Annotated in this window: 23 protein-coding genes, 4 tRNA genes and 1 pseudogene; 22 read left to right on the forward strand and 6 right to left on the reverse strand. The window is 50.9% G+C overall.

Annotated features, from left to right (window positions below; all coding sequences use genetic code 11):
- Positions 1–412: pseudogene (locus tag RN22_RS11215) on the reverse strand (transketolase); the annotation flags it as partial.
- Between the two features lie 387 nt (positions 413–799).
- Here RN22_RS11215 and metK point away from each other — a divergent pair.
- The 7 genes from metK (at position 800) to ruvX (ending at position 6,257) form a co-directional block, all read left to right on the forward strand.
- Positions 800–1,954: a methionine adenosyltransferase gene (gene metK / locus RN22_RS11220; protein ID WP_046304348.1), complete on the forward strand. Its 1,155-nt coding sequence runs from the start codon at positions 800–802 to the stop codon at positions 1,952–1,954.
- 89 nt (positions 1,955–2,043) lie between these two features.
- The gene (locus RN22_RS11225; RefSeq protein WP_046304389.1) at positions 2,044–2,535 is read left to right on the forward strand and encodes a SprT family zinc-dependent metalloprotease; all 492 of its coding nucleotides are present in this window, start codon (positions 2,044–2,046) and stop codon (positions 2,533–2,535) included.
- 129 nt (positions 2,536–2,664) lie between these two features.
- Positions 2,665–3,357: an endonuclease gene (locus tag RN22_RS11230; RefSeq protein WP_082111397.1), complete on the forward strand. Its 693-nt coding sequence runs from the start codon at positions 2,665–2,667 to the stop codon at positions 3,355–3,357.
- A 76-nt stretch (positions 3,358–3,433) separates the two neighbouring features.
- Positions 3,434–4,165 carry a 16S rRNA (uracil(1498)-N(3))-methyltransferase gene (gene rsmE, locus RN22_RS11235; RefSeq protein WP_046304350.1) on the forward strand — a complete coding sequence of 244 codons (732 nt, stop codon included), beginning with the start codon at positions 3,434–3,436 and terminating at the stop codon, positions 4,163–4,165.
- Between the two features lie 29 nt (positions 4,166–4,194).
- Positions 4,195–5,142, forward strand: coding sequence for a glutathione synthase (gene gshB, locus RN22_RS11240; protein ID WP_002537492.1), 948 nt, complete (start codon positions 4,195–4,197; stop codon positions 5,140–5,142).
- A 110-nt stretch (positions 5,143–5,252) separates the two neighbouring features.
- Entirely contained in the window at positions 5,253–5,816 is a 564-nt protein-coding gene (locus tag RN22_RS11245) for a YqgE/AlgH family protein (RefSeq protein WP_039849759.1), read from the forward strand.
- A 9-nt stretch (positions 5,817–5,825) separates the two neighbouring features.
- Positions 5,826–6,257, forward strand: a complete 432-nt coding sequence (gene ruvX, locus RN22_RS11250) for a Holliday junction resolvase RuvX (protein ID WP_002537490.1) — start codon at positions 5,826–5,828, stop codon at positions 6,255–6,257.
- A gap of 49 nt (positions 6,258–6,306) precedes the next feature.
- Here ruvX and RN22_RS11255 read toward each other — a convergent pair whose 3' ends face one another.
- Together RN22_RS11255 and RN22_RS11260 are read right to left on the reverse strand one after the other, a co-directional pair.
- Complete coding sequence (locus tag RN22_RS11255; protein WP_002537489.1) at positions 6,307–7,416, reverse strand: PilT/PilU family type 4a pilus ATPase; 1,110 nt, start codon at positions 7,414–7,416, stop codon at positions 6,307–6,309.
- A 2-nt stretch (positions 7,417–7,418) separates the two neighbouring features.
- On the reverse strand, positions 7,419–8,456 hold the full coding sequence (locus RN22_RS11260) for a type IV pilus twitching motility protein PilT (protein WP_039849741.1): 1,038 nt from the start codon (positions 8,454–8,456) through the stop codon (positions 7,419–7,421).
- Positions 8,457–8,482: 26 nt separating this feature from the next.
- Between RN22_RS11260 and RN22_RS11265 the strand changes: the two genes are divergently transcribed.
- The 8 genes from RN22_RS11265 (at position 8,483) to RN22_RS11300 (ending at position 15,303) form a co-directional block, all read left to right on the forward strand.
- Positions 8,483–9,187, forward strand: a complete 705-nt coding sequence (locus RN22_RS11265; protein ID WP_046304351.1) for a YggS family pyridoxal phosphate-dependent enzyme — start codon at positions 8,483–8,485, stop codon at positions 9,185–9,187.
- A gap of 46 nt (positions 9,188–9,233) precedes the next feature.
- Positions 9,234–10,052: a pyrroline-5-carboxylate reductase gene (proC, locus tag RN22_RS11270; RefSeq protein ID WP_046304352.1), complete on the forward strand. Its 819-nt coding sequence runs from the start codon at positions 9,234–9,236 to the stop codon at positions 10,050–10,052.
- A 9-nt stretch (positions 10,053–10,061) separates the two neighbouring features.
- Positions 10,062–10,628, forward strand: coding sequence for a YggT family protein (locus RN22_RS11275; protein WP_046304353.1), 567 nt, complete (start codon positions 10,062–10,064; stop codon positions 10,626–10,628).
- Positions 10,629–10,631: 3 nt separating this feature from the next.
- Positions 10,632–10,943, forward strand: a complete 312-nt coding sequence (gene yggU, locus RN22_RS11280) for a DUF167 family protein YggU (RefSeq protein ID WP_039849739.1) — start codon at positions 10,632–10,634, stop codon at positions 10,941–10,943.
- A gap of 72 nt (positions 10,944–11,015) precedes the next feature.
- On the forward strand, positions 11,016–11,450 hold the full coding sequence (locus RN22_RS11285; RefSeq protein ID WP_046304354.1) for a DUF4426 domain-containing protein: 435 nt from the start codon (positions 11,016–11,018) through the stop codon (positions 11,448–11,450).
- 89 nt (positions 11,451–11,539) lie between these two features.
- Positions 11,540–12,139, forward strand: coding sequence for an XTP/dITP diphosphatase (locus RN22_RS11290; RefSeq protein WP_046304355.1), 600 nt, complete (start codon positions 11,540–11,542; stop codon positions 12,137–12,139).
- 6 nt (positions 12,140–12,145) lie between these two features.
- Positions 12,146–13,297, forward strand: a complete 1,152-nt coding sequence (gene hemW / locus RN22_RS11295) for a radical SAM family heme chaperone HemW (protein WP_046304356.1) — start codon at positions 12,146–12,148, stop codon at positions 13,295–13,297.
- Positions 13,298–13,350: 53 nt separating this feature from the next.
- On the forward strand, positions 13,351–15,303 hold the full coding sequence (locus RN22_RS11300) for a DUF3857 domain-containing transglutaminase family protein (RefSeq protein ID WP_046304357.1): 1,953 nt from the start codon (positions 13,351–13,353) through the stop codon (positions 15,301–15,303).
- Positions 15,304–15,366: 63 nt separating this feature from the next.
- On the opposite strand, the gene RN22_RS11305 is transcribed toward RN22_RS11300, so the two are convergent.
- The 3 genes from RN22_RS11305 to trmB all read right to left on the reverse strand — a co-directional run bounded on the left by RN22_RS11305 (position 15,367) and on the right by trmB (position 17,947).
- Positions 15,367–16,128 carry a DUF2884 family protein gene (locus tag RN22_RS11305; protein WP_002537479.1) on the reverse strand — a complete coding sequence of 254 codons (762 nt, stop codon included), beginning with the start codon at positions 16,126–16,128 and terminating at the stop codon, positions 15,367–15,369.
- 85 nt (positions 16,129–16,213) lie between these two features.
- Entirely contained in the window at positions 16,214–17,134 is a 921-nt protein-coding gene (gene glsB / locus RN22_RS11310; protein ID WP_046304358.1) for a glutaminase B, read from the reverse strand.
- Between the two features lie 96 nt (positions 17,135–17,230).
- Positions 17,231–17,947 carry a tRNA (guanosine(46)-N7)-methyltransferase TrmB gene (gene trmB, locus RN22_RS11315; protein WP_046304359.1) on the reverse strand — a complete coding sequence of 239 codons (717 nt, stop codon included), beginning with the start codon at positions 17,945–17,947 and terminating at the stop codon, positions 17,231–17,233.
- A gap of 185 nt (positions 17,948–18,132) precedes the next feature.
- Here trmB and mutY point away from each other — a divergent pair, with 185 nt between their 5' ends.
- The 7 genes from mutY to RN22_RS11350 all read left to right on the forward strand — a co-directional run bounded on the left by mutY (position 18,133) and on the right by RN22_RS11350 (position 21,299).
- Positions 18,133–19,203, forward strand: a complete 1,071-nt coding sequence (gene mutY / locus RN22_RS11320) for an A/G-specific adenine glycosylase (RefSeq protein WP_046304360.1) — start codon at positions 18,133–18,135, stop codon at positions 19,201–19,203.
- 19 nt (positions 19,204–19,222) lie between these two features.
- Positions 19,223–19,495 (forward strand): oxidative damage protection protein, encoded by a 273-nt coding sequence (locus tag RN22_RS11325; RefSeq protein WP_046304361.1) that lies wholly within the window; start codon positions 19,223–19,225, stop codon positions 19,493–19,495.
- Positions 19,496–19,618: 123 nt separating this feature from the next.
- Positions 19,619–20,728 (forward strand): membrane-bound lytic murein transglycosylase MltC, encoded by a 1,110-nt coding sequence (mltC, locus tag RN22_RS11330; protein WP_156168197.1) that lies wholly within the window; start codon positions 19,619–19,621, stop codon positions 20,726–20,728.
- A 136-nt stretch (positions 20,729–20,864) separates the two neighbouring features.
- Positions 20,865–20,940 (forward strand) — tRNA-Phe (locus RN22_RS11335).
- A gap of 50 nt (positions 20,941–20,990) precedes the next feature.
- Positions 20,991–21,066, forward strand: a tRNA-Thr gene (locus tag RN22_RS11340).
- 34 nt (positions 21,067–21,100) lie between these two features.
- A tRNA-Phe gene (locus tag RN22_RS11345) sits at positions 21,101–21,176 on the forward strand.
- Between the two features lie 47 nt (positions 21,177–21,223).
- Positions 21,224–21,299, forward strand: a tRNA-Asn gene (locus RN22_RS11350).
- The last annotated feature ends 88 nt before the right edge of the window (positions 21,300–21,387 follow it).

A 21,387-nucleotide genomic window follows, 5' to 3' on the forward strand; every position in this document is an offset into this window, starting at 1 on the left:
TGAACTGAGCAGCCAGTGCTTTTTCTGCAATCGCCATACCGACAGCGTTGGTGATCCCCTGACCCAGTGGGCCCGTAGTGGTCTCGACCCCTGGCGCGTAGCCATACTCAGGGTGGCCTGGGGTTTTCGAGTGCAGTTGACGGAAGTTTTTCAGATCGTCGATAGACAGATCGTAACCGGCCAGGTGCAGTAGAGAGTAGATCAGCATAGAACCGTGGCCGTTCGACAGCACGAAGCGGTCGCGGTCTGCCCACTCAGGGTTTTGTGGGTTATGGTTCATGTGGTCGCGCCACAGGACTTCGGCGATGTCCGCCATGCCCATTGGGGCACCTGGGTGACCAGAGTTAGCTTGTTGTACACCGTCCATGCTGAGGGCACGGATCGCGTTTGCTAAAACCTTGCGAGAAGACATGTCTGCTCCTGAGATCATTAGAGGTTTTGAGTTATAGGCAATCCGGCACAATACTTGTAAACAAAAGCGGCCAGATTGCTGAATTCGGCGGGCAGATATTGTCGCAAGAGTCCGTCGGCTCTGCAAACGTTTTACATCGCTGATTTTGTGGGGTTCTGTCTGTTCAGAACGTGAAATCTCTGCATCTATTTGTAACTACAAGATTACAGGCGCAAACGTTTACTTATTTACGCGGACTATTTGTGAGGTTGATTTATACGGTTCTCTGCGTAGAATAGACGTCCAGATGGAAAAGCATCTATACTTTTATACGGTCAGACGACCAAAGGTGCTTTTGCAAACAAAGATTCGGTATCAACCAACATTTATTATTGCTAGGGAAAAGACATGGCTAAACACCTGTTTACTTCTGAGTCAGTATCAGAAGGCCATCCAGACAAAATCGCAGACCAGATTTCAGACGCCGTTCTTGACGCGATACTGGAACAGGATCCAAAAGCACGCGTAGCCTGTGAGACTTACGTGAAAACCGGCATGGTGATGGTTGGTGGTGAAATCACAACCTCAGCATGGGTTGATATCGAAGAGCTGACCCGCGAAACCGTTCGCGAAATCGGCTACGTTCACTCTGACATGGGTTTCGACGCAGATTCATGTGCGGTTCTGAACACCATCGGTAAACAGTCGCCAGACATTAACCAAGGCGTTGATAAAACTGACCCTAAAGAGCAGGGCGCAGGCGACCAAGGCATCATGTTCGGTTACGCATGTAACGAAACTGACGTATTGATGCCAGCACCTATCACTTACTCTCACCGTTTGGTTCAACGTCAGGCAGAAGTTCGCAAGAACGGCACGCTGCCTTGGCTGCGCCCGGATGCAAAATCTCAGGTCACCTTCCAATACGACCAAGGTAAGATTGTTGGCATCGATGCGGTTGTTCTGTCTACCCAGCACTGTGACAGCATCTCGACGCCAGACCTTCGTGAAGCAGTGATGGAAGAAATCATCAAGCCAGTACTTCCAGCAGAGTGGCTGAACAAAGACACCAACTTCTTCATCAACCCAACTGGCCGTTTCGTTATCGGTGGCCCAATGGGTGACTGTGGTCTGACTGGTCGTAAGATCATCGTTGATACCTATGGCGGCGCTGCTCGTCACGGTGGCGGTGCATTCTCGGGTAAAGATCCATCAAAAGTTGACCGTTCAGCGGCATACGCAGCGCGCTACGTAGCAAAGAACATCGTTGCTGCAGGCATGGCAGACCGCTGTGAAATCCAGCTTTCTTACGCTATCGGTGTTGCTGACCCAACGTCTATCATGGTGGAAACCTTCGGGACCGAGAAAGTGTCTCACGACATCATCATCGAAGCGGTTCGCCAACACTTCGACCTGCGCCCTTATGGCCTGCAGGAAATGCTGGACCTGCTGCAACCTATCTACAAAAAGACAGCAGCTTATGGTCACTTTGGTCGCGAAGAGTTCCCTTGGGAAAAGACCGACAAAGTGGCAGCACTTCGCGATTTCGCTCAAATCAAGTAATCGCAATCTGCATGTAAAAGGGAAGCTCAGGCTTCCCTTTTTTGTTTCTGTTCCCTACCCTGTCGGCTCTTGAATCTAAACTGCCGAACATGAACGAACTCCACTACCGTCTTACCCAACGCGTCAGCGAATGTATCACTCTGGCTAACAAACAGCTTGGGAGTGAATTTGCTGTGCCTGCCATTCGGTTTGATATTCGTGGGAAAACGGCAGGAATGGCGTTGCTTCAACGCTGGCAACTCAGGTTTAACCCCGTATTGCTGGAAGAAAACATTCAGGCGTTTTTTGACGAAGTGGTGCCGCACGAAATCAGTCACTTGGTTGTCTATGCCCGTTTTGGAAAAGTGCGGCCGCATGGCAAAGAGTGGCAGGCGGTGATGTCACAGGTGTTTGGTGTAATACCCAAAACCACCCACAGCTTTGATGTCAGTTCTGTTCAGGGAAAAACTTTTACCTATCAGTGCGGCTGTGACCATATCGAGCTCTCTATTCGTCGTCACAATAAAGTTCAACGCGAACAGGTTCAATATGTTTGCCGCCGCTGCAAACGGCCTCTTGTCTTCGTCCCATCTGTCGCATAAGCAACGCTTTACTTATCAATAAACTCTTCAATTAACACTAATTTAGTGCGATTTTGCTCGCAATAGTCTGTAATAATCAAGACACACAATTCCAACATCGAGCGCTAAATACACATGAGAACATTTCTGATGCTGCTTTCGGCACTGCTGATCCCCTCAATGGCAGCAGCGGCTGAGCATCCGCAATCCTTCAGTAAAGCCAAACGCATCGCGCAAAAAATCTATCAGGACTACCCCACTTCGTTTTACTGCGGCTGTGACATTGAGTGGCAGGGCAAGAAAGGCGTACCTGATTTTTCTGAGTGTGGTTATCAAGTCCGCAAACAGGAAAAGCGTGCCAGCCGCATTGAATGGGAGCATGTAGTTCCTGCATGGCAATTTGGCCACCAGCGTCAATGCTGGCAAGACGGAGGGCGCAAGAACTGCACCCGCAATGACGTGGCTTTCAAACTGATGGAAGCTGACCTGCACAATCTGGTTCCAGCCATTGGCGAGGTCAACGGCGACCGCTCAAACTTCCGCTTCTCGCAATGGAATGGCAACGACGGAGCTTTCTACGGTCAGTGCGCGGCGAAGGTGAACTTCAAGCAACGTGTATTTGAGCCGCCAGCACAAAGCCGCGGTGCCATTGCGCGAACCTACAAGTACATGAACCAGCAATATGATTTTCGTCTGGCATCCGCACAGAAAAAGCTGATGGATGCCTGGGATAAAACCTACCCGGTTAACGAGTGGGAGTGTGAACGCGACCGCCGCATCGCCCGCGAGCAAGGTAATCATAATCCGTTCGTGCAAGCTTCCTGCGAAAAGGCCGGTCTATAACCTTAGCGCCAGACTACTGACTACAGGCAGCAGCGTGATACACTGCTGCCTATTGTTATCCAGTCATGAAAACACCATGCGTATCCCAAGAATTTTCCATCCTGAGCCCCTGCCTGAAACTGGCCGCGTTGCCCTGAGCGATGACGCTGCCAATCACGTTGGCCGTGTGCTTCGTATGCAGGCAGGTCAGGAAGTGTTGTTATTTGATGGTCACGGCGCAGAGTTCCCTGCCGTCATTGCTGAGTCAGGTAAAAAATCTGTCAGTGTTGATATTGTTGAGCGTGTTGAACGCAGCATCGAATCTCCGCTGGATTTGCACTTGGGGCAGGTCATCAGCCGCGGCGACAAAATGGAGTTCACTATTCAAAAATCGGTGGAGCTGGGCGTCAACGTCATCACCCCACTGATCTCTGAACGTTGTGGTGTCAAACTCAATGCAGATCGCTTCGACAAGAAACTGCATCAATGGCAGAAAATCGCGGTTGCAGCTTGTGAGCAATGCGGGCGCAACGTGGTGCCAGAGATTCGCCCTGTGATGTCGCTGGATGAGTGGATGCAGGAGACATTCGACGGGCTGAAATTGAACCTTCATCCACGTGCAAAATACTCAATCAATACCCTGCCCGAGCCAGTTAGCCGTGTGCGTTTGCTGATTGGCCCTGAAGGCGGTCTGTCATCAGAAGAAATTGAACGAACCCGTGAATTCGGGTTTGAGGAAACATTATTGGGGCCACGTGTTCTGCGCACTGAAACCGCAGCACTGACGGCAATCACTGCCCTGCAGGTTCGCTTTGGCGATCTGGGTTAAAGGCGACCTCGGTTAATAAGGATAAATTAATGATCAAACTGGGCGTAGTGATGGATCCAATCGAGTCCATCAACATCAAAAAAGACTCCTCCTTTGCCATGATGCTGGAAGCGCAAAAGCGCGGCTGGGAAATTCATTACATGCAAATGAATGACCTGTCTTTAGAGCAAGGCAAAGCACTGGCACGCACCAAGATTGTCACGCTGGAAGAAAACCCGGAGAAATGGTTCGAGGTGGTCAGCGAGCAGGAAATTGCGCTGGCCGATCTCGACGCTGTGTTGATGCGTAAAGACCCGCCGTTTGATACCGAATACATCTACGCGACTTACATTCTTGAACGTGCGGAAGTAGAAGGCTGTCTTATCGTCAACAAGCCGCAGAGCCTTCGTGACTGTAACGAAAAACTCTTCACTGCTTGGTTCCCAGAACACACGCCAATCACGCTGGTGACCCGTCGTGCAGACCAAATCAAAGCGTTCCAGGAAAAACACGGCGACGTGATCCTGAAACCTTTGGATGGCATGGGTGGCTCGTCTATCTTCCGCGTGAAGCAAGGCGACCCGAACCTGTCAGTGATCATCGAAACCCTGACTGGCCTTGGCAATAACTACTGTATGGCGCAGACGTTCGTGCCAGACATCAGCAATGGCGACAAACGCATTCTGGTGGTAGATGGTGAGCCGATGCCTTACTGTTTGGCTCGTATTCCTGCCAAAGGCGAAACCCGTGGCAATCTGGCAGCAGGCGGCCGTGGTGAAGCGCGCCCACTCAGCGACACTGACTGGGCAATTGCCCGTGCAGTGGCACCAACGCTGAAAGAGAAAGGCCTGATCTTCGTGGGTCTGGACATCATTGGTGACAAGCTGACCGAAATTAACGTGACCAGCCCGACTTGTATCCGCGAAATTGAAGCCGCATTTGATATCAATATCAGTGGCAAATTAATGGATGCCATCGAAGCTCGCCTGCAAAAATAACCGCACGGCAAACCGGGCGAAACTGCTCGCCCGGATCTGACATTCTTCAGCTTACTGCTCATAATGAAAGTAGGCTCATACGCAATGAAGGGCGCAATGTGGAAGACACAGTGAATTTAAAAAATCATTTCTTGGTCGCAATGCCCAGCATGGCCGATGAACGCTTCCAGCACAGTGTCGTTTACATGTGCGAACACAATGAAGACGGGGCCATGGGGCTGGTGATCAACCAGCCTATCAATATCTCCATTGCCAAGATGCTGGATCAAATCGAAGTGGAGCGCGAGCAGGATGTTACCCATCCGGTCAGCCTTGACCAGCCCGTGCTGTTCGGCGGTCCAGTTTCGGAAGATCGCGGTTTTGTCCTGCACAAAAACCTCAAGCTGTATGGCTCCAGTATCCAGCTCTCTGATGAGCTGACCGTAACGACATCCAAAGATATTCTCAGTATTTTGGGAACCACTGAGGAGCCTGAGCAATTCATTGTTGCACTTGGCTACGCAGGTTGGGATGCCGGTCAATTGGAGCAGGAATTGGCAGAAAATAGTTGGCTGACGATTGAAGCCGATCCGAAAGTGATTTTCGACACCCCCATCAACGAGCGCTGGGAAAAAGCCCTCAAACAAATGGGCATAGACGCCTTGAACCTGTCCGCGGACATTGGACACGCATAAGAGTTTTCCATGAGTAACATTCAGACTGTGCTGGGTTTTGACTACGGCACGAAAAGCATCGGCGTGGCCATCGGTCAGGCCATTACCGGCACTGCCCGTCCGCTAAAAGCCCTCAAAGCCAAAGATGGCATCCCTAGCTGGGAAGCCATAGAAGTCATTTTGAAAGAGTGGACACCGGACCTGGTCGTCGTCGGTTTACCCTTGGATTTACACGGCGGCGAATTGGAAACCATCACGCCCCGCGCCCGTAAATTTGCCAACCGCCTGAAAGGCCGTTTTGGTGTGAACGTGGAACTGCACGACGAGCGACTGACCACAGCAGAAGCCCGTTCTTCATTGTTTGAATACGGTGGCTATAAAGCCCTGGGCAAAGGGGAAATCGATAGCCAGTCAGCGGTCATCATTGTCGAGAGCTGGTTTGAAAACCAATACGGTGAATAAAAGAAAAGCGCCCTGAGGCGCTTTTCTTATCTCTGTGAACGACAACTTTCTACTGCCCCTCAATGCTGACATTCGCCAACGACAAACTGCTGGATGACTGTTCCGCCATCTTCATCATCAGTTTGAGATCGTTGCGCGAGTCCGCATGATGAAGCGCTTCGTCTTTCGACACTTTGCCCGCCTGGAAAAGCTCAAACAGGGACTGATCAAACGTACACATTCCCGCGTTCTTGCCTTTGCGGATCGTTTCTTTCAGCTCATGCAACTCACCACGGCGAATTAAATCCGACACATGAGAGGTATTGAGCAGAAGCTCATAAGCGCCATGACGACCGATGCCACTGACATCTGGCACCAGTTGCTGAGCCAGAATACCGCGAAGGTTGAGCGACAAATCAAACAAGAACTGTTCGCGACGCTCTTTCGGCACCAGATGCAACACCCTTTCCAGTGCCTGATTGGCATTGTTGGCGTGTAAGGTTGCGATACAAAGGTGACCGGTTTCAGCAAACTGCATGGCATATTCCATGGTTTCCTGCGTTCGGATTTCACCAATCATGATCATATCCGGCGCCTGGCGCAGCGAGTTTTTCAGCGCCACTTCGTAGCTGTCAGTATCAATGCCGATTTCACGCTGGGTCACGATGCATTTGTCATGCGGATGGATAAACTCAATCGGGTCTTCCACCGTCAGGATATGGCCGCTGCGGTGTCGGTTACGGAACCCCACCATCGCTGCCATCGAGGTTGATTTACCCGAACCTGTCGCACCGACAATCAGTACCAGACCACGTTTGGCTATCGACAAATCCTGAATCACATCCGGTAAACCCAGCGAGTAAATATCAGGGATTTGGGTTTCAATGCGGCGAAGTACCATACCCGGCAAGTCACGCTGCCAGAACGCACTAACACGAAAGCGTCCATTTTCAGTGACCAAAGCAAAATTCGCTTCACGGTCGGCATAAAACTTCTGCTCGGTTTCGGCATCCATGGCCTCAGTAACCAGCGCTTTGACACCTTCTAAGTCGAGCTTTCCAGCCACTGGTTTTAGGCTACCATCGACACGCAACATACAAGGCGCATCAACCGTGATGTAACAATCCGACGCTTTCTGCGCCAGCATCTTATCCAGAAGTTCTTGGAGCGTGTTCTGCATGGTTAGAAGCCCATCCCTGCGTTATCCAGTGCTTTGTTAGCTTCTGCCGTGTCCACCAGCCCTTGCATGGTGAGGTTACGAAGTGACTGTTCCATCGTCAGCATGCCAAGACCTGAGCCGGTTTGGATCATCGAATACATCTGGGCAATCTTGTCTTCACGGATAAGGTTTCGAATCGCCGGTGTCGCAATCATCACCTCATGGGCAGCAATACGGCCACCGGAAATCTGCTTCACCAGTTTTTGCGACACCACCGCACGCAGCGATTCAGACAGCATGGAACGCACCATCGGCTTATCCGCCCCCGGGAAGACATCGATAATACGGTCGATGGTTTTTGCTGCGCTGGAGGTGTGCAGCGTACCAAATACCAAGTGACCGGTTTCAGCTGCCGTCAGCGCAAGGCTAATGGTTTCCTTGTCACGAAGCTCACCGACCAGAATCACATCCGGATCTTCACGCAACGCCGAGCGGAGCGCATTGTTGAACGAATGGGTATCGCGGTGTACTTCACGCTGGTTGATCAGACAGTTTTTCTGTTCGTGGACAAATTCAATAGGGTCTTCGATGGTCAATACGTGACGATGCTGACTGCTGTTAATTTTGTCTATCATCGCCGCCAGCGTGGTCGACTTACCTGAGCCTGTCGGTCCGGTGACCAGTACCAGACCTTTCTGATATTCGGTAAATTGTTGGAACACTGCTGGTGCGTTAATCGCATCAAGTGTCGGAATTTTCGAAGGAATGCTGCGGAACACCGCGGCACAACCGCGGGATTGATGAAACGCATTGACACGGAAGCGGCCGACAGACGCCAGCTCAAAAGAAAAATCGACTTCGAGGTTTTGTTCAAACTCGCGCTGCTGGGCATCGTTCATGATATCGAAAATAAGACGGTGCACCGCATTGTGGTCTAGCGGAGGCAGGCTAAGCTTGCGGACATCACCATCTACGCGGACCATTGGGGGAACCCCCGCTGAAAGATGTAGATCTGAAGCGTTATGCTTTACACTAAAGTCCAGTAATTCAGTAATATCCATTAACTCGTTTCCTCGCAGAATCTAACATGTGTAGTATCAAACAAAACCTAGAACAGGTCACCAGCCAAATAGACAGTGCCGCACAAAAATGCGGGAGAGACGCCTCTGGCGTGCAATTACTCGCTGTCAGCAAAACCAAACCCATTGAAGCCATCGCAGACGCCGTGGAAGCAGGTCACACCCTGTTCGGTGAAAACTATGTGCAGGAGGGTGTCGAAAAAATCACCCATTTCAGCGCCATTCACCCCAATCTTGAATGGCACTTTATTGGCCCTATCCAGTCCAATAAAACACGGCCGATTGCCGAGCACTTCGATTGGGTTCATTCGATTGACCGCAGCAAGATTGCGCAACGCCTGAGCGATCAGCGTCCGGATGAATTAGCGCCACTTCAGGTACTGATTCAGGTGAACACCAGCGGGGAAACTTCTAAATCCGGCACCGGATTTGAAGAAGTGAAAGCGCTGGCTGATGAAATCGATGCATTGCCGAACCTGGCGCTTCGCGGCCTGATGTGCATTCCACAGCCGGAAGATGATCACCAGAAACAGCTTGAAGCCTTCGCGCCACTGTCCGCGCTGTTTGAAGAAATGAAAGAGGGTCGCCCCCAATTTGATACCCTGTCGATGGGTATGAGCGGCGACATGGATGCAGCGATTGCTTCCGGCAGCACCATGGTGCGTATCGGCACCGCGATTTTCGGTGCGCGTGATTATAGCAACCGCAAATAACCAATTAATCTAGGGTCTGTTGACCTTCTCAAAGGAGATATCATTGATGGAACAACGTACAGTCGCTTTTATCGGTGCCGGCAACATGGCTCGCTCAATCATCGCCGGCCTACTTGAGTCAGGTTATCCTGCTCAAAAACTCATTGCTGTCGATAGAAGCCCTGAAGTCAGTGCGAAACACAGAGAAGCTTACGGCATCATCGCCAACGAAGATGCTGTTGCCAGCGCAAAGCAAGCCGACGTAGTTGTTCTGGCTGTAAAGCCTCAAGATATGGAAACACTGCTCCAAAATATGGAAGGTGTAGATTGGTCGAGCAAACTCGTGATTTCAATTGCTGCTGGCATTTCCAGTGCTCGCCTCAGTGAAATGGCAGGTTCACAACTTAAACTGGTTCGCGTGATGCCGAACACACCTTCACTAGTTAGTGAGGGTATGAGCGGTCTTTATGCGCCAGACTTCGTTAGTGATGCAGACAAGTTGTTCGCAGGACAACTGATGAAAGCTGTAGGCGAAATTTGCTGGGTTTCAGAAGAGTCTGGAATTAACGCTGTTATCGCCGCAGCGGGCAGTGCGCCTGCGTATTTTTTCCTGTTTATGGAAGCAATGCAGGCTGAAGCTGAGCGACAAGGCTTTGACAAGGAAACAGCTCGCTTATTAGTGCAACAGTCTGCACTGGGCGCGGCTAAAATGGTGGTTGCCAACCCAGACATTGAACTGGCAACCTTAAGAGAACAAGTCACGTCCAAAGGCGGCACCACCGCTGAGGCACTGAACGTATTTAATAACAAACAACTCACGGAAACGGTCTCTGAAGCCATGCAGGCTGCAGTGCGCCGCGCCGAAGAGATGGAATCGCTATTTTAGGGCTAATTTATGAACTCGATGAATTTTCTCGTTTCAACACTGTTCGATCTTTACATCATGGTGGTGTTGCTTCGGGTCTGGTTGCAGTGGGCACGCGCTGACTTCTATAACCCATTCAGCCAATTTGTGGTGAAAGCCACCCAGCCAGTGGTTTCACCGCTGCGCCGTATCATTCCTTCAATCGGAAGCTTGGATTTAGCGACTGTACTGTTTGCGTACCTGCTGTGTGTGGCGAAGTTCTTCACCCTGCAATTGGTCGGCTCGGGCACCCTGGTGTTTGATTCCAGCTACTTCCTGATTGGCTTGGTGGCGTTGGTGAAAGCCGCAGGTGGTCTGTTGTTCTGGGTACTGATCCTTCGCGCAATTCTGAGCTGGGTGAGCCAAGGCCGCAGCCCAATTGAATATGTGATGGTGCAGCTTACTGAGCCACTGGTCGCGCCAATTCGCCGCGTGATCCCACCTCTGGGCGGTCTGGATCTCAGCATCCTGTTCCTGTTTATCGCGCTGCAGTTCCTGAACTTCTTTATCGGCGATCTGCTGAGCCCTTACTTCGGTAATCTGTGGTTCGTGCTGTAAATCATGACCGCACCACGCCCTGCCTGGCTGGATAACGATGACCTTATCTTGAGGCTCTATATCCAGCCCAAGGCCAGCAGGGACCAATGGATGGGGCAACACGGCGAGGAAATTAAACTCGCCATCACCGCCCCGCCTGTTGATGGCAAAGCCAACGCCCACCTCACTAAATTCCTGTCGAAACAGTTCAAAGTGGCCAAAGGCCAGATTGATATCGAAAAAGGTGAGCTTGGCAGACACAAGCAGGTTCGCATTCATAGCCCTTCGCTTTGTCCCGATGCCATCAGTGATCTGATCCCCGCACTTAAGCAGTAATTAAAAGGTACGTTCTTTCTTGAGCTACTCAGCAAATGGACGCACTGGTTTCACCCGACAAGGATATCCGTCATGAAACGTTTCTTTCTCCCACTGATCAGCGCACTGATGCTGCTCTCCCCGTTTGCAAACGCAGGTCAGTCTAAAGACATCGGCACGCTGGAAGTGCATTACTCGGCGTTTAACTCCACGTTTATCACCCCAAAAGTTGCCAAGGCCTATGATCTGAAACGCAGTGGTGTGAATGCCATCCTGAACATCGCCATTTTAGATAAAGCACAGGCAGGAAAACCGGCACTCACAGCCACACTGACTGGCGAAGCGCGTAATCTTCTAGGAACCAAAAAGCCACTGACCTTCCGCGAAGTGCGTGAAGGCGATGCGATTTACTATCTGGCAGAGCTTCGGTTTGCCAACGAAGAAAATTACGCCTTCACTATTGATATCAGCGCTGAAGGAAACCGCAGCGGAAAACTGACCTTTAACCAGACGTTTTACGCTGACTGACCCCTGTTTATTCAGGTATCATGGCGCCCCATTGCGGCGCCTTTTTTTGGTTTTCGATTCGCGGCCGCCCCCAAATTCAGGAGAGAACAATGAGCAAAGTGGTTCTGGCAACAGGTAACGCTGGCAAAGTCAAAGAGATGGCTGATCTGCTACAGGATTTCGGTCTGGAAGTGTTTGCACAAAGTGAGTTCGCGGTAAAAGACGCTGACGAAACCGGCACCACCTTCATTGAAAACGCCATCATCAAAGCGCGCCATGCAGCAAAAGAAACTGGCCTGCCAGCCATCGCAGATGACTCCGGTTTGGAAGTGGATTACCTCAACGGTGCACCGGGTGTTTACAGCGCGCGTTATGCCGGCGAAGGAAAAGGCGATCAGGCGAATCTGGAAAAGCTGCTGGAAAACATGGCGGACGCACCGGATGACAAACGCACCGCGCGTTTCCACTGTGTACTGGTTTATATGCGCCACGCCAACGACCCAACGCCACTGGTTTGCCACGGCAAATTCGAAGGCACCATCGCCCGCGAAGCGTCTGGCTCACACGGCTTTGGTTACGACCCAGTGTTCTACGTCGAAGAACATGGCTGCACGCTGGCAAACATTGAGCCTGCGGTGAAAAAGCAAATCTCACACCGCGGTCAGGCGCTGAAGAAGCTGTTTGCTGCCTTGAGCGAAGAGAAGAAGTAATTCCCGATGGCGGTTCACATTCCCCTGAGCCTTTATGTTCACATCCCCTGGTGTGTGCAAAAGTGCCCGTACTGCGATTTTAACTCCCACACGCTGAAAGGCGAGGTGCCGGAGCGCGACTACATCGATGCCTTACTTGATGATTTGAGGAAAGACCTCAACCGTTTCAAAGGGGTGAGTGGCCGCGAATTGCATTCCATCTTCATTGGTGGTGGTACACCGAGCCTGATGTCACCGGAAGAGATCACCCGCTTGCTGCAAGGCATCGACGCGCAGATCCCGTTTGATGATGGCATTGAAATCACCATGGAAGCCAACCCCGGCACCGTGGAAGCCGACAAGTTCGTGGCTTACCGCAAAGCTGGCGTGAACCGCATATCGATTGGCGTGCAGAGCTTTGATAACCAAAAGCTCGCCCGTCTTGGTCGTATTCACGGCGCGGATGAAGCCAAACGCGCTGCTAATCTTGCACACGAAGCTGGGCTTAACAGCTTTAACCTCGACCTGATGCATGGTCTTCCTGATCAAACACTCGAAGGCGCGCTGGATGACCTCAAACAGGCGATTGCGCTCAATCCGCCGCACCTTTCCTGGTATCAGCTCACTATCGAGCCGAACACCCAGTATTACTCCAAGCCGCCAACACTGCCGGATGATGACGATCTTTGGGACATCTTCGAACAAGGCCACAAACTGCTGTCTGATGCCGGTTATGTACAGTACGAAACCTCTGGCTACAGCAAGCCGGGATACCAGTGCCGTCATAACCTCAACTACTGGCGATTTGGTGACTATCTGGGTATCGGTTGCGGTGCTCACGGCAAAATTACCTTGGATGACAATACTGTACAGCGCACAGTAAAAGTGAAACATCCGCGCGGATATCTCGATCCTGAGAAAGACTACCTCAGCGAATTGCATATAGTGGAAGCAGATGAACTGCCGTTCGAGTTCTTCATGAACCGATTCCGACTGGTGGAGTCCTGCCCGAAAGCCGATTATCCGGCAAGAACCGGGTTGACGCTCGACACCGTCGAAACGCCGCTTCGACATGCGATTGAGGAAGGCTTGCTGGCTGAGACTGACACCCACTGGCAAGTGACAGAGAAAGGGCGATTGTTCCTGAACGATCTACTCGCAGGGTTCATCAACGAGTAGGCAGCCAATGCGACGCTGCCTTTTGTTCTCGATAGCAATGGACAGCGTTGTAGATGAAGAAGTATCTGATTGCCCTTGGCGCTCTGGCGAGTTTCCCGCAACTCGCTTTGGCGCAGAATGCCTTATATGCCGCTTTACCCGATTGGGTAGAGCCTATCTCCCAAATGCCAGAGATCGACAAAAGCGCCCACTATTACGATCAACAATTTCTGATTGTTGATCGGCAGCTTAACCTTGTCGCGACAAATCCCATCGAATACAAACGCTACACCAGCAAAGTGGTGTCAATTGAAGGTGTTGAATCCGGCTCCCAGATCTCGATCGATTTCGATCCGTCCTATCAAAAAGTCGCTATCCACCGCCTCGAACTGGTGCGCGATGGCAAAGTGCTGGATCGAAAAGAAACTGCGGAGATCGACCGATTCAAACGGGAGGTTGATCTCGATTCACTGCTCTACAACGGCGATGAAACCCTACATATCGTCCTCAATGACGTTCAGATGGGCGATGTGATTGATGTTAGCTACACCATAACCGGCTTCAATCCCGTGTTTGGCGAGCGTCGCGAATGGTACCTCAAAACCGGCTGGGCAAGTACAGTGGCGCTGGTTAATGCGCGTATTCTGGCCCCTTCAGACAGTGGCATTTCGGTCACCAATCTAGACGGTAAAGGACAGGGCGATTTTCGCCAGACCCGCGATGATGGCATCACCACCTTCACCTATCGTGAAACGAATGGCCTGTATGATTTCGACGAGCCAGAGCAGCCACGCTGGTATAACCCCTACCCGTATCTTCATGTTTCTAGCTATACCAGTTGGAAAGATGTGGTGAGTTGGGCGTTGCCACTTTACCAAGCCACGCCGGAAGACGAAGAAGTGCAGGCATTGGTGAAAGACATCCAACAAACCTATCCGGATGCGCCGGAGAAGCAGGCTGTGGCTGCGATTCATTTTGTGCAGAACAATATCCGCTATCTGGGTATTGAAAACGGCATTGGCTCACACAAGCCACGTCCACCGGAGCAAATCCTTTCCCAAGGCTACGGCGATTGCAAAGACAAAGCCCTACTGTTGGTTTCCATGCTGGAAGCCATGGGAATTGAGGCCTATCCAGCATTGGTAGACACCTTCTGGCGCGAACAGCTACCACACCAACCGGCTGCACCTTTTAGTTTCAACCATGTGATCGTGGCACTGAAAAAGGACGGCGAATGGATTTGGGTGGATGCCACCCGTACACATCAGGGAAACCGCCTCGATACCCTTGCCCAGTCAAGACTCGGCTATGGTCTGATCCTCAAACCTGACAGCAAGGAGCTCACCCAGATGGCAACACAGGAAGTTCCTGTGACCCAAGACATCGAGCAGCGTTATGTGGTCAATCATGCCAACGCGCAGAGCTATCTGGCGGTAAAAACCACCTATCGCGGGCTGGAAGCAGAACGCTGGCGCCGGTATTTGGAATCAAAACCTTTGCGTGAACTGGGCGAGGAATACGCCAACTACTATGCAGGCTTCTTCAGTGGTCTCGATTTCTTGCGTCCGTTGTCTATCAACGACGATAAAGATCTGAACGAGCTGACACTCAATGAAGCGTACGTGATTGAAGATCTCTGGTCGAAGACCGATGACACCTATTCGTTTGTGATTTCCGGTGACATTGTCGATGACTACCTGACCAAGCCGGATCTCATCCGTCGCAAAACCCCATTCCGCTTTGGCACCGATGGGGCAGTTCGCCAAAAAATCAAATTGAGCCTTCCTGAAAACTGGGACATTGAGCAATCGGAAAACACGGTGAGCAATCCGTTTTTCGAATTCAAAAGCTCACTGAAAACCGTGGCCGAACCCGGTGAAGTGCTGCTCAATAAAACCTATGTAGAGGCAGATTATTATTACCGGGCGAAAACCCGCTATGTAGAAGCCAAAGAGCTGCGCCAGTACATGCGACATGTGGATGACGCCTGGCAAAACGTGGATTACGAGTTTACCTACAGACCGTAAAAAGACAGACAGCAGAAACAAAAACAGCGCGGAAATCCGCGCTGTTTTTCTATCATGTTTTCACTAGCGAACAGTGACAGTTTTCCAGCCCTTCAAAGCTGGGATAAGTTCAGATATTTCAGACTCCCGATCCTGCCAAACACCAAGACGAGAACACAGCTCCTGTCTGACACCCACGGTACGATTGCGCTGCACGCGGACTTCATTAGCGAGCTTATCCTGAAGCGTTGCCATCTTCTTGGAGATAAATTCCATGCGATTGTTCTGACCAGCGCTCAATGCCGCAATGTCCATCAAACCACGGCTCGAAACGGTGGCGATTAACTGCGGCAGGCTTGATTCCAGTTCGCGTACTGTGTGGGTCAGCGCTCTGTGGTTAAGCTGTGGCGAATGATCTTCAGCGTAAAACGAGGCACTGACACTGCGTTGCAGATGCTGATGGAACTGACCAAACTCACCACGAAGGCTGCTTTGTTCACCCAATTCGGCAGCCAACACGCCATCAAGCGCACGCCAGGAGGTTTGCAGCTCATCAGACAGCGATTTACTGATAAACGGTAAATCTGCACGCACTCTCTCGCTGTAAGCGGTGAGAGAAGCCTTCTGCGCGTCATTCAGACTAACGCGGTGTACATCAACATAGAGGTTGCCGTTGGGTTCGATACGGAACGTATTATTGTTCTGCTCGATAAAGATACTGTTGGACTTGATTTCGATATCGCCATGGAGCTCAGGGCGACAAGCGTCCGCCGCCGCAAGAAATGGCAACATCGCCAACAACGCACAGGATACTTTCAGCATATTTGTCAGACTCACAATTCCCATAAACCTTCTCCGCATCTCAGGCTTAGACGGTGTCACCCGGTTTTGAAGTCACACCTGTCCAGGCACTAGAGTCTGACTGCAGACCCTAGAAGATTGAACGGCCGATGCGCTCTGCCAGCAGTTCTAGTGCTGCTGTGCCCGCGAGAGAGTTGCCTGATGGATCCAGCTCCGGTGACCAGACGGCGATAGACATTTCGCCCGGCACGATTGCAATGATCCCACCACCGACGCCGGACTTACCCGGCATGCCAACTCGGTAAGCAAACTCCCCTGCGCCATCGTACAAACCGCAGGTGGCGAGAAGCGCATTCACCTGCTTACTCTGAGTCTGGCTGACAATTGTTTTTTCTGCGCCTAAAGGAAGTCCCTTATTTGCCAGATAGTTAAAGGTCTTTGCCAGATCTACACAGCTCATACGAAGCGCGCAATAATGGAAGTAGTTAGCCAGTACGGGCATCACATCGTTGTCGAAATTGCCGAAAGCCCGCATCAGATAAGCGATTGAGGCATTGCGATCGCTGTGATCCATTTCGGAAGATGCCACCACTTTGTCGTAGCAAATATGCTCGTTACCGGACAAGCGACGAACGAATTCCAGCATACGTTGGCGGGGGGCAGAAAGACGGCTGTGGAGCATGTCGCAAACCACCAGCGCGCCGGCATTGATGAATGGATTTCGGGGGATCCCCTGCTCCATTTCCAACTGGATCATCGAGTTGAATGCCTGACCGGAAGGCTCTTTACCCACACGACGCCAGATCTCCTCTGGCTGGTAATTTTGCAGGGCTAGCGTGAGACTGAGCACCTTGGAAATAGACTGAATAGAAAAGGCTTCTTCGGCATCACCCGCTTTGATGATTTCGCCGTCGTTGTAGCACACCGCGATACCCAATTTAGAGGCAGGCACTTTTTTCAGAGCCGGAATATAGTCGGCGACTTTGCCCTGTCCGATCAGCGGACGAACTTCTTCCAGGATACCGCTCAAAAGCTCTGGGGTGGGTTTCATTGCTATCTCCAGTGGTCAAAAAAGCCAACACGAGGTTGGCTTTAGGCTTTGCGACACTTTACACAGTCGTGTCGCAAGAATGGTATGAGTTTTTTATTAATCGACGCGGGCGTACTTCATATCCCAAACGCCGTGCCCAAGACGGTGGCCACGCGCTTCGAATTTAGTCAATGGACGCTCTTCAGGGCGTGGAATGTAGGGACCATCTACTGCTGTGTTTTTGTAGCCTGGTGCCACATCCATCACTTCAACCATATGTTCAGCATAGTTTTCCCAATCCGTCGCCATGTGGAAAATGCCACCGATTTTCAGCTTGTCACGCAGCATTTGAACAAATGCTGGCTGAACGATACGACGCTTGTGGTGACGTGCTTTGTGCCATGGGTCTGGGAAGAAAAGCTGAACGGTTTCAAGGCTAGCGACTGGCAGCATGTGCTCGAACACTTCAACCGCGTCGTGACACATTACGCGCAGGTTAGTAATTCCTGCATCGCGCGCTGCCATCAAACATGCACCAACACCTGGGCTGTGCACTTCGATACCGATGAAGTTTTTCTCCGGTGCATTCTTTGCCATTTCAACCAAAGATGCGCCCATGCCGAAACCGATTTCCAGCACGACGGGGTTGTCGTTGCCGAACACTTCTGTCCAATTGAGTTGCTTCTCTTCGAAGTCGATACCCATGGTCGGCCAGCAATCGTTCATTGCTTGCTCCTGACCTTTGGTCAAACGCCCTTCGCGACGTACAAAGCTTCTGATCTTACGAATAACTTTGCCGTCTTCGTTCAATTCGGTTTTGATGACTTCTGCCATGGTGTTATGCCTGCAACTCAATAATGAAGAAAAGTTAAGCGGATCGCGCATTATCCAAAGATTGCGCCTCGGTGCAAGCTCTGTACGCCTGACGTACAAATCTTTCCAGAAAACGTGGTCTTTTTTGTTTATGCCGCGTAGTAGACTATCCGCCAATCCAATAAAGATAACAAAGAGCAAGTAAAGTGAGTCAGTCTTTTTCCGATGCCATTTTGACGTGGTATGACAAATACGGCCGTAAAACCCTGCCGTGGCAGCAAGAAAAAACACCTTACAAAGTGTGGCTGTCAGAAATCATGTTGCAGCAAACACAGGTTGCGACGGTTATTCCTTATTTTGAGCGCTTTATGGCGCGCTTCCCCACTGTGGTGGCCTTGGCCAATGCAGACCTTGATGAAGTGCTCCATCTTTGGACAGGCCTTGGCTACTACGCCCGCGCCCGTAACCTGCATAAAGCCGCAAAGAAAATCGCGACAGAGTTTGGTGGTGAATTCCCAACAAACATTGAAGATGTGATGGCACTACCCGGTGTCGGCCGCTCCACCGCCGGTGCTGTGCTTTCACTGTCACTCGGTCAACATCATCCGATTTTAGATGGCAACGTAAAGCGTACCCTTTCCCGCCACTTCGCCGTTGAAGGCTGGCCAGGCAAAAAGCCCGTCGAGAACCTGCTTTGGGAACATGCGGAAGCAAACACCCCTGCCGAAGGTGTACAGCGCTACAATCAGGCAATGATGGACATGGGTGCGATGATTTGTACCCGAAGCAAACCCAAGTGCGATATCTGCCCCGTCAACTACAGCTGTGAAGCCAATGCTCAAGGACGTCAGGCAGATTTTCCCGGCAAGAAACCCAAGAAAACCATCCCAGAGAAAGAAACCTGTTTTGTTTTGTTCCAGTATCAAGACCAAATCTGGCTGGAGCAGCGACCACCAGCGGGACTTTGGGGCGGATTGTGGTGCCTGCCAGAAACCTCAGAGCAAACCGCTGAGGGTTTTATCTCCCATAAACTGGCGGCAAGCAGCCATGAGAAACCTGAACATCTGACGGCGTTTCGTCACACCTTCAGCCATTTTCACTTAGATATCGTGCCTGTTCGCGTCAAGTTACACAGTAAACCCGATAACATTGGGGAAAACGGGATCATGGAAGGCAACGGCGGGCTTTGGTATAACTTAACCCAACCAGCGAAAGTCGGGCTGGCAGCACCGGTACAAAAGCTGCTGGAAAGCCTGACCAGAGAGCTAGAAGTCTAAAATAACTAGGAGCTTAATGATGAGCCGCACTGTATTTTGTCAGCGCCTGAAAAAAGACGCAGACGGTCTGGATTTTCAACTTTATCCGGGTGAACTGGGTAAGCGCATCTTCGACAACATTTCCAAAGAAGCGTGGGCATTGTGGCAGAGCAAGCAAACCATGCTGATCAATGAGAAAAAGCTCAACATGATGGATCCAGAGCACCGCAAACTGCTCGAAGAAGAAATGGTGAAGTTCCTGTTCGAAGGTCATGACACTGTGATCGAAGGCTACACTCCTCCTTCAGAGTAAGGCTTTCTGCACACAATCTGTCTTATAGTTTTGTATTTAAAAGCATCTTGATTACGCTAATCGGGATGCTTTTTTGTTTTTACACGGGAACTGATCTTGCGCCGCTTATTCACTTTTCTTTTTATGGCAATGCTCGTCTCTGGCTGCAGCCGGGAAATGGTCGAATCGACACTTGGGGTGAGTTATGAAACCACCAACCGTTTTGCTAAAAACCTCGCTCCCCTGCCGGGTCAGTTTGAAAAAGACTTTGCCGCACTCGATAAACTGATCAACAGTTTCAGCGGAGACATTGAGGTACGCTGGGGTAAAGATGAAGTCTACATTTCCGGTAAGCGTGATTACGTAAAATACACCGACAACTACATGAGCCGTGCCCGCGTCGATTTCGCCAACGGCCTTGTTACCATCGAAACCGTCGCCACCACTGAGCCAAAACAGCACCTCAAACAGGCAATCGTCACCACCCTTTTGACGCCAAACGATCCTGCATCGGTTGATCTTTATTCTGCCGCAGATGTTCCCTTGTCCGGCGCCCCTTTCCTGCAAGGACAAATTCTGGATCAGGATGGCAAAGAGATCGCATGGGAATGGCGCGCCAATCGCTACGCCGATTATCTGGTCACCAATAAAATCAAAACCAAATCGCTGCGATTCCAGAAGGTTTTCTACGTCGAAATCCCAATGGTGAAAGATCACTCCAGTAAGCGTCGCTACCAATATGCCGATCTTATCCGTGATGCTTCACGCCGCTATGGCATCTCCGAAGAGCTGATATATGCCATCATCAAAACCGAAAGCAGCTTCAATCCCTATGCCGTCAGCTGGGCCAATGCCTATGGTTTGATGCAGGTCGTCCCCAAAACCGCAGGGCGTGATGTTTTCAAGCTGGTGAAAAAGCGCCCGGGTGAGCCTTCGCCAGAATACCTCTTCGACCCGGCAAAGAATATTGATGCGGGTACCGCGTATTTCTACATTTTGAAAACGCGATACCTGAAAGATGTTCGCGATCCGCTGTCAAAACACTACAGCATGATCTCTGCCTATAACGGTGGAACCGGTAATGTGTTGAAAACCTTCCACCGTTCTGACCGAAAACGGGCAATGAACGATTTAAACCGCTTAAATCCTAATCAAGTATATTGGGCATTAACCAATAAACACCCGTCGTCAGAGTCGAGACGTTATCTTCAAAAGGTCACTAAGTTCCAAAAAGAATTTCGTTCTATGCAATAAAAACGCGGGAAACACTGGAAAAGCTGAGGCTTTTTAAACCAAACAGGTGAAAAAGCCATCAAACGGTCTTATTTGACGTTTTTTTTAAAAAAAGGTGTTGACGGTAAGCCTCAAAATCCGTTTAATGCACCTCGTTGCCTCGATAGCTCAGTCGGTAGAGCAGGGGATTGAAAATCCCCGTGTCGGTGGTTCGATTCCGCCTCGAGGCACCATATTCAGTGAAATGGTGCAGATACAACAGCAACGTTTCCACGGTTTGTGTGCCGGCTTAGCTCAGTTGGTAGAGCAACTGACTTGTAATCAGTAGGTCACCAGTTCGACTCCGGTAGCCGGCACCACTTTTTTGATGTAGAGTCTTGCGCTTACATCATTGCCTCGATAGCTCAGTCGGTAGAGCAGGGGATTGAAAATCCCCGTGTCGGTGGTTCGATTCCGCCTCGAGGCACCATTATTAAAAATGGTGTTTGATAAGATAACTTATCGACAACATACAATTCCCCCTTAGTTCAGTCGGTAGAACGGCGGACTGTTAATCCGTATGTCGCTGGTTCAAGTCCAGCAGGGGGAGCCACTTAAGAAGCCTAGTCGAAAGACTGGGCTTTTTTTCGTCTGTATGTTGGCGCGTTGCGCCAATATGTCGCTGACGGAAGGCCGCCCCA

Source organism: Grimontia sp. AD028 (genome assembly GCF_000973155.1).
Classification (GTDB): domain Bacteria; phylum Pseudomonadota; class Gammaproteobacteria; order Enterobacterales; family Vibrionaceae; genus Enterovibrio; species Enterovibrio indicus.